Origin of the sequence: Nisaea sp., from assembly GCF_017640745.1 — a bacterium.
Lineage (GTDB): Bacteria > Pseudomonadota > Alphaproteobacteria > Thalassobaculales > Thalassobaculaceae > Nisaea.
Genome location: NZ_JAEPQA010000033.1, coordinates 25,747 through 33,539 on the forward strand (window position 1 = coordinate 25,747; position 7,793 = coordinate 33,539).

Annotated in this window: 6 protein-coding genes; 2 read left to right on the forward strand and 4 right to left on the reverse strand. The window is 63.6% G+C overall.

The window, feature by feature from the left end:
- Positions 1-60: 60 nt before the first annotated feature.
- Complete coding sequence (gene typA / locus JJ959_RS18720; RefSeq protein WP_292887161.1) at positions 61-1,887, forward strand: translational GTPase TypA; 1,827 nt, start codon at positions 61-63, stop codon at positions 1,885-1,887.
- 109 nt (positions 1,888-1,996) lie between these two features.
- A complete protein-coding gene (locus JJ959_RS18725; RefSeq protein ID WP_292887162.1) occupies positions 1,997-2,458 on the forward strand; it encodes a rhodanese-like domain-containing protein in 462 nt (153 codons plus the stop codon).
- On the opposite strand, the gene JJ959_RS18730 is transcribed toward JJ959_RS18725, so the two are convergent.
- From JJ959_RS18730 to JJ959_RS18745, 4 genes are all read right to left on the reverse strand, one after another.
- A complete protein-coding gene (locus tag JJ959_RS18730; RefSeq protein ID WP_292887163.1) occupies positions 2,455-4,137 on the reverse strand; it encodes a HAMP domain-containing methyl-accepting chemotaxis protein in 1,683 nt (560 codons plus the stop codon). The genes JJ959_RS18725 and JJ959_RS18730 overlap by 4 nt on opposite strands.
- Before the next feature lie 82 nt (positions 4,138-4,219).
- Positions 4,220-4,666, reverse strand: a complete 447-nt coding sequence (locus JJ959_RS18735; protein ID WP_292887164.1) for a cache domain-containing protein — start codon at positions 4,664-4,666, stop codon at positions 4,220-4,222.
- 356 nt (positions 4,667-5,022) lie between these two features.
- Positions 5,023-6,516 (reverse strand): M81 family metallopeptidase, encoded by a 1,494-nt coding sequence (locus JJ959_RS18740; protein WP_292887165.1) that lies wholly within the window; start codon positions 6,514-6,516, stop codon positions 5,023-5,025.
- A gap of 4 nt (positions 6,517-6,520) precedes the next feature.
- A partial coding sequence (locus JJ959_RS18745) for a M20 family metallopeptidase (protein ID WP_292887166.1) occupies positions 6,521-7,793 on the reverse strand: 1,273 nt, incomplete at its 5' end.

Below are 7,793 nucleotides of genomic sequence, written 5' to 3' on the forward strand. Positions count from 1 at the left end.
TTTTGGACGCTGGCACCGCGCCGGAAAGCGGCGCGCGGCGGTCCCGTTTGGAGCCGTTTCATGAACCTCAGAAACATCGCCATCATCGCGCACGTCGACCACGGCAAGACCACGCTGTGCGACGTGCTGCTGAAACAGACCGGCACTTTCCGCGAGAACCAGCAGGTTCAGGAACGGGCCATGGACAGCAACGACATCGAGCGCGAGCGCGGGATCACCATCCTGGCGAAATGCACCTCGGTCGAGTGGAAGGGCACCCGGATCAATATCGTCGACACGCCGGGCCACGCCGATTTCGGCGGCGAGGTCGAGCGCATCCTCTCCATGGTCGACGGCGTCGTCGTGCTTGTGGATGCGGCCGAGGGCCCGATGCCGCAGACCAAGTTCGTGCTCGGCAAGGCGCTGAAGCTCGGCCTGCGTCCGATGGTCGTCGTCAACAAGGTCGACAAGCCGGAGCAGCGTGCCTACGAGGTGCAGGACGAGATGTTCGATCTCTTTTCCGCGCTTGAGGCGAACGACGAGCAGCTCGACTTCCCGACGCTCTTCGCCTCCGGCAAGGCCGGCTGGGCGAGCGAGACGCCGGACGAGAAGGGTACCGACATGAGTCCGCTCTTCGAGCTGATCTGCCGTCATGTCCCGGCCCCGAAGGTCGATCTCGACGCGCCGTTCCGCATGCTGGCAACCACGGTCGAAGCCGATCCCTATCTCGGCCGTCTGCTGACCGGCCGGATCGAGTCTGGACGGGTCACGCCGAACCTGACGGTGAAGTCCCTTTCCCGAAACGGCAAGCTGCTGGAACAGGGCCGGATCACCAAGATCCTCGCCTATCGCGGTCTTGAGCGCGTTCCGCTGGACGAAGCCGAAGCCGGCGACATCGTCGCGCTGGCCGGTCTCGCGAAGACAACCGTCGCCGACACGATCTGCGTGCCGTCGGTGATCGAGCCGATCGAGGCCCAGCCGATCGATCCCTCGACCATCGCGGTCACCTTCTCGGTCAATGACAGTCCGCTCGCCGGCCTCGACGGCGACAAGGTCACCAGCCGGGTGATCTGGGACCGCCTGCAGAAGGAAGCGGAAGGCAACGTCGCCATCCGGGTGAAGGAAACCGCCGACAAGGACGCCTACGAGGTGTCTGGCCGCGGCGAACTGCAGCTCGCGGTGCTGATCGAGCAGATGCGCCGCGAGGGCTTCGAGCTCTCCATCAGCCGTCCGCGCGTGCTGTTCCAGTCCGATCCGCAGACCGGCCAGCGCCTTGAGCCGATCGAGGAAGTGGTGATCGACGTCGACGAGGAATATTCCGGCGCTGTCGTCGAGAAGCTGCAGCAGCGCAAGGCGGAGCTGATGGACATGCGTCCGTCTGGCGGCGGCAAGCAGCGCGTGACCTTCCGCTGCCCGTCGCGCGGCCTGATCGGCTACCACGGCGAGTTCATGACCGATACCCGCGGTACCGGCATCATGAACCGCGTGTTCGACAGCTACGGCCCCTACAAGGGTCCGATCCCGGCCCGCCGCAACGGCGTGCTGATCAGCCTGGAGAAGGGCAAGGCCTCGTCCTACGCGCTCTTCAACCTCGAGGAACGTGGCCCGCTGATGATCGGCGGCGGCGAGGATATCTATCCGGGCATGGTGATCGGCGAGAACAGCCGCGGCAACGACCTCGACGTGAACCCGCTGAAGTCGAAGCAGCTCACCAACTTCCGCGCCGCCGGCAAGGATGATGCGATTGTGCTCACGCCGCCGATCCGGATGACGCTGGAAAAGGCGATCTCCTATATCGACGACGACGAGCTGGTCGAGGTGACGCCGAACAACATCCGCTTGCGCAAGCGCTACCTCGATATCCACGAGCGCAAGAAGCACGCGAAGAAGGTTGCGGCCGAGGGCTGATTTCCAGATCGGGCGAGGGGCGGCAAAGCTCCCGTTCCCGAAAGGCCATTCCATCCCGCTGGCGCCCGTCCTAGGCTCTCCCGGAACAATCAATCCGAGGGAGGGCCCGATGGGCGCCAAGCAGATCAAGACCGTCGAATCCATGGTGGCCGAGGCCAACAGGGAAGTCCGCATTCTCGGCATCGAGGAGGCGAAGGCGATGGTCGGCCGCGACGACGTGACCTTCATCGACGTGCGCGACGTGCGCGAGGTCGCCAAGACCGGTCGCATTCCGGGCGCCCGCCACGTTCCGCGCGGCATGCTCGAATTCTGGATCGACCCGGCGAGCCCCTATTTCAAGGACTTCTTCGGCGAGGACAAGACTTTCGTCTTCTACTGCGCCGCAAGCTGGCGTTCGGCGCTCTCGGCCAAGACCGCGCAGGACATGGGGCTGACCCCGGTCGCGCATCTCGAAGGCGGCCTCGGGGCCTGGATCGAGGCGGGCGGTCCGGTAGAACAGAAAGAGCAGAAAAAACACACGGCCGGATTCAAATCCGGCCGTTTTCGTATGACGATGATATCCCCGGTCTAGACGGCACGCACCTCGGCGAGGAACGAGTCGACCTGGCTCCGCAGGGTGCTGACCGACTGGTTCATGCGGGACGCGGTCCCGGTGACATTCTCCGCGGCGGCACTGGTGCGCGAGGTCGCCTCGTTCACATGGGCGATGCTGCTGGTCACTTCTTCCGTGCCGGATGCGGCATCCTGGACGTTGCGGGAGATTTCCGAGGTCGCGGCGGACTGTTCCTCGACGGCCCCCGCGATCATGGTCGAGGATTCCGACAGGTTGGAGATCAGTTCGGTCACCCGGTTGATCGCCTCCACCGCGGCGGCGCTGGACTGCTGGATTTCCTGAACCTGTGTGGAGATCTCTTCGGTCGCCTGGGCGGACTGGTTCGCGAGGCTCTTCACCTCGGAGGCGACCACCGCGAAACCCTTGCCCGCATCGCCTGCACGTGCGGCTTCGATGGTGGCATTGAGGGCCAGCAGGTTGGTCTGTTCGGCGATATCCCGGATCAGCGTGACGATCTGGCCGATCTTGTCGGCGGACTGGGCCAGCGCTTGCATCTGCGCGTTTGTCTGCTGGCTCTCCTCGACGGCCGAATGGCTGATGTTGGAGGCATCGGAGACCTTGCGGGTGATCTCCCCGATCGAGGCCGACAGTTCCTCGGTTGCGGCGGCGACGGTGTTGACGTTCGTTGAGGCGAGCGCGGCGGCGGAGGCGACCTGATCGGACTGGCGGTTGGTCTGCCCGGCCGCCTCGGTCATTTCCGTGGCGGTCGTGTTCAGGTTGGACGCCATGTCGTTCAGTTCGGCCATCGACTGGCCGATCATGCCTTCGAAGCGTTTGATCGACTGTTCGATCTTTTGCGCACGGGCAGCGCGTTCCCGTTCTTCGGCCTGCTGACGGGCGCGCATTTCTTCGCGCTCGATCAGGCCCTGTTTCATGACGCCAAGGGCTTCAGCGATTGATCCGACCTCGTCGCGGCGGTCCTGATCGGTGATCTCGGTATCGCTGTTCCCGTCGGCGATCTCCTTGATCACGGCCGTGATCCGGCGCACCGGCGTGGTAATGGCCCGGCCTGCGAAAACGCCGACGGCGAGTGCGAGTACGAAGGCGACGACGACGACAGCCAAAACCTCGAATTCCGCGAATTGGCGGGCGGTCTCGGCTTCCTGCCGGATTTTGTTCGCATTGATGATGATGGAGCCCGAGAGAGCGCCGATCTTGCCCGAGACATCGAGCAGACGGATATGCGCGTCGGTCATCAGCATCGAGGCGAGAAAGGCATCGACGGAGACCGTTTCGAGGGTCTCGACCGCAACCTTCCGGTATTCGCCGAAAGCGGCGCGGATTTCCTTGATCGTTTCGGCGTTCTCTTCGCTCGAGATCGCCGCGATCTCGTCGAACTGGAGATCGACGTCTGCGAAGATTTCGCGCGCCTCATTCGCGGCCTTTGCGACGTCATCGGCGGAAACGCCGGATTGCTGCCAGCTCAGGGCCCGGAACAGGGTTGCATGTCCGGCATTGACCGTGCCCTGCAGGTCCTTGGTCTTCAGCACCAGGTTTTGCGCCATGTCGGCCTGGTTCTGCAGGTTCGCCGTTTGCCGCGACGAAATGAAGAACACTGCCGCGATCACGAGGATCATCAGGCAGGCAATACCAGGAGCGATGAGCGTTTTCTGGATGATCGGCAGGTTCTTGAGCATTTTGCTATTTTCCGGACCCTGATTTTCTTATCAAAAATCCGGGGGCGGATCGGCCGCCCCCGGATGGTATTTTTCGAACCGATTACTGCTTGTAAGCGCCGACGCCCACGAGGTCGGTGCCGACCTTAATGATGTAGGAAGACTTCGGCTCTACCGCGTTGGTGGTCGGGTTCTGCCACTTGTAGTCGACCCAGCCGGCGTCGGAGACGGTAAGGAATTCCTTGATGAACTGCTTGCCGTCGACGTCGCGCAGGCCGGTCAGGTCGCGGCCGACGAGGGAGGCCTTCGCGCCGTGGGCGATCGTGGTGCCCTTGGCGTCGAACACAAAGACGTAGAGGTCGCGGTCGTGCCACTGGCCGCCCGGGGTCATGAAGTCTTTAATGGCGGTTTCCATGCCGGCCGACTTCACGTGAGCCGCGGCCTTTTCGGCCATGGCTTTGGCTTCGTCCTGAGTGGCGTAATCAGCGGCACTGGCGGCGGTCGCAACAGTGAAGAGCATGGCGACGGCAAGAACGAAATTCTTGAGCATTTCTGTATCCTTCGGATTCTGTTCTGTTCGAACCTGGTTATGTTGAACCTCACCAAGACGAGGTCCGGTGTTTTCCGAAGGAGGTTTTCGTCGATAAGATTTAAGACATGTTTAAATACGGGATTTGATTTGTTTTTTCCTTCTTGAGCGTGGAATTGGACTAAATCGGTCGGAAGGCAAAGGATTCAGCGAAAAATTTCTCGCTCGCCGACGAGGGAAAGTGCTGTGTCGTATTCGAGTGTTCGCAAAATGTGGACGCAGACCGAGTGTACACTCGATCGGCACCGGCTGTAGCTGTCCTGCCTCCGGTATGAGCCGGGAATTCCGGACCCTCGCCCGTCCGCCGATGAAGCCGCTCAGACTGTGATTTCGTCAATCGGCCAGATCGGCCGCCGCAGGTGCCTGTATGTGAAGCTCTTGTAGTCCTGCGAGACCAGCCCGCCACTGTCGACCAGAACGACCTCGCGCGCCACGGGCTGGTAGGCGGCCCGGAAATGGTGCGAGGACTTGACGCCGATGACATCGAAGGCAGCGGGGTCCAGGCCGAATAACTTCAATGCCTGCTGGTCCGTCACCTGAAGGTTGCTGCTGGCAATCACGACCTTCACGCCGGAAATCTCGATCAGCGCCGACTTGCCAAGGCGGACCTCCATATTAGCCCACATCGGCCCGTCGCAGACGAAAGCGCCGGTCTCACTGAGGGCGAGCACGCGCGCCTCCGCCTTGATCGGCGGTCCGTAGTGGCCCGGATCGACCTTGGCGCCGAGATTGACGTTAATGGTAGCTCCGGTTCCTGCCGCGTGGGCCTGGTCGGCAACCGCGGGATCGCAAATCGCGGCCAGTACGGCGTTGTCGTTCCCCGAGGCGATGATCGTTTCCAGCAGGCGCACGCCGTCACCGTATCCGCCGCCGCCGGGATTGTCGGTCGTGTCGCCGATGACGAGCGGACCCTTCCCGGTCGGACCGGAGCGGATCTTCGTCTCGATCTCGGCGAGGGAGAGCAGGGGAACCGTATTCTGATCCCGCGTTTCCCAGATGAACGCTGCGAACTCAGCTGCGATCGCCTTCGCCTTGGCCTCGTCGCCGTCTGTCGTCACCGTGACGGAGGGGCCGGCTTCTGCAAGATCCGACCAGGCGAAACCTGCGCAGAGGCCGATCTCCAGAACGGACGGATCGCCCGCCTTGATCTCCGCCGCCCGGGCAAGCGCCTCGACCATCGGCCCTTCCTGCGTGCGTCCGTGATTGAGCCCGTCGAGGGTGGCGCAGCGCGCGACCGCGGTCACGGGCCGGACCTCTCCATCCATCGCCCGCTGCAGCAATCCGGCCGCTTCAGTCGCTGCCTCGTACTGGTCGATATGCGGATAGGTCCGGTAAGGGACAGTGAAATCTGCGAGCTCGCCCATTTCGTCGGTCACGTTGGCATGGAGATCGAGCGTGACCGCGATCGGCACGTCCGGACCGAGACGTTTGCGGAGACGGGCCAGCAGGTCGCCTTCGCCATCGAGGCTGCTTTCCGTCACCATGGCACCGTGCAGCGCCAGCATCACGCCGTCGACCGGCCCGCCATCGAGGCCGGCGAGCACGGTGTCGCAGAGTTTTTCCCAGGTTTCCGCCGTGGTCATGCCGCTCGGCGTCGCATGGGCGGCTACGGTCGGGATCAGGTCCCAATTGTATTTCTTCGCGGCGTCGATATGGGCGGCGATCTCCGTCGCCGTGCCGGACATGTGCTTCGCTATATCGTCGCCGAAATAGCACTGGCGGCGGAGATACGCATCAAGATCGGTTCGCAAGACACTGAAAGTATTTGTCTCGTGACTGATCTCGGCGGAGAGGACCCGGCGCTTTGTCATGACGTCACCAGCTCTTCGGCAGGGTGCCGTCGCCGATATCCCAGAAGAGCCCTGCGGTGAGTTGCAGGCCCTCGCGCAGGATCGGCTTCAGCGCGTGCTCGTTCGGGGCATGCTGGGAACAGGAGGCGTAGGAGTGTGGCACCCAGATGGTCGGCAGACCGAGGGTTTCGCTGAAGACGTCGTTCGGCAGCGAGCCGCCGAGGTTCGGCAGGATTGCAGTCTTCTTGTTGGTGGAGCGCTGGATCGAACTCGCCGCCCATTGCACCAGCGGATGGTCCGGCTCAAGCCGGGTCGCCTTCATGTAGCCGCGGTCGGCGTCCGAGACCGTGACCATCGGGAAGCCCTCCCGGTCCAGATGACGGCGGAGCGCCGGGACGATGTCCTCCGGATCGGTGCCGACGACGAAGCGGAGCTGGCCGCGGCAGGTCGCCCGGCCGGGTATCGCGTTGACAGGCTTATCCGGCAGGCCGGCCGTGTAGGCGAGGATCTCGAAGCTGTTCCAGCCGATCACCCGTTCGATCGGGGTGAGGGATTCCTCGCCCCAGTTCGGATCGATCTGCGGGCCGTTTTCCTCCGCCTCGAGTTCGCACTCGGCGAGCGCGGCGCGGATCGCCGGGGTGAGGGTGGTCGGACGCCATTCCGGCACGCGGATCTGGCCGCGGCGGTCGACGATGCTGGCGAGCGCATGGGCAAGGATCACCGCCGGGTTGGCAAGCAGGCCGCCCCAGTTGCCTGAATGGTGCGCGCCTTCGCGGAGATCACAGGTGATGTCCATCGGGTAGGCGCCGCGCGAGCCCATGAAGACCGTCGGATGCTCGGCGCTGATGCGCGGACCGTCGGAGGCGATCAGGAAATCAGCCTTCAGTTTCGCCTTCTGCTGCTTCGCGAACTCGGCCAGTCCCGGGGAGCCGGATTCCTCGCCGGACTCGATCAGAATCTTGGAATTGAACCCGAGCTTGCCGCGGGTCTTCAGGACGGCGTTGAGTCCCGCGATATTGATGGAATGCTGGCCCTTGTTATCGACGATCCCGCGGCCGTACAGCCGGTCCCCGACCTCGGTCAGGGTCCAGGGGTCGCGCCCGTCGGCCCACTGACCCTCCATGCCGCGGACCACGTCGCCATGTCCGTAGGTCAGCACGGTTGGCAGATTGTCGCCCTCGTGCCGGGTTGCGATCAGGAAGGGGCCGCCCTTGGGCGAGGGGTTCGGGAACTGCTCGCAGACATAGCCCATGGGCTCAAGCGTCGCGCGCATTTCGGCCATGTAGGCCTCCATCTCG

Bases quoted from the DNA above. Each gene is read 5' to 3' on its own strand.
- JJ959_RS18735 (WP_292887164.1), bottom strand. From the start codon at position 4,666: ATGCTCAAGAATTTCGTTCTTGCCGTCGCCATGCTCTTCACTGTTGCG.
- JJ959_RS18725 (WP_292887162.1), top strand. From the start codon at position 1,997: ATGGGCGCCAAGCAGATCAAGACCGTCGAATCCATGGTGGCCGAGGCC.
- typA (WP_292887161.1), top strand. From the start codon at position 61: ATGAACCTCAGAAACATCGCCATCATCGCGCACGTCGACCACGGCAAG.
- JJ959_RS18730 (WP_292887163.1), bottom strand. From the start codon at position 4,137: ATGCTCAAGAACCTGCCGATCATCCAGAAAACGCTCATCGCTCCTGGT.
- JJ959_RS18740 (WP_292887165.1), bottom strand. From the start codon at position 6,516: ATGACAAAGCGCCGGGTCCTCTCCGCCGAGATCAGTCACGAGACAAAT.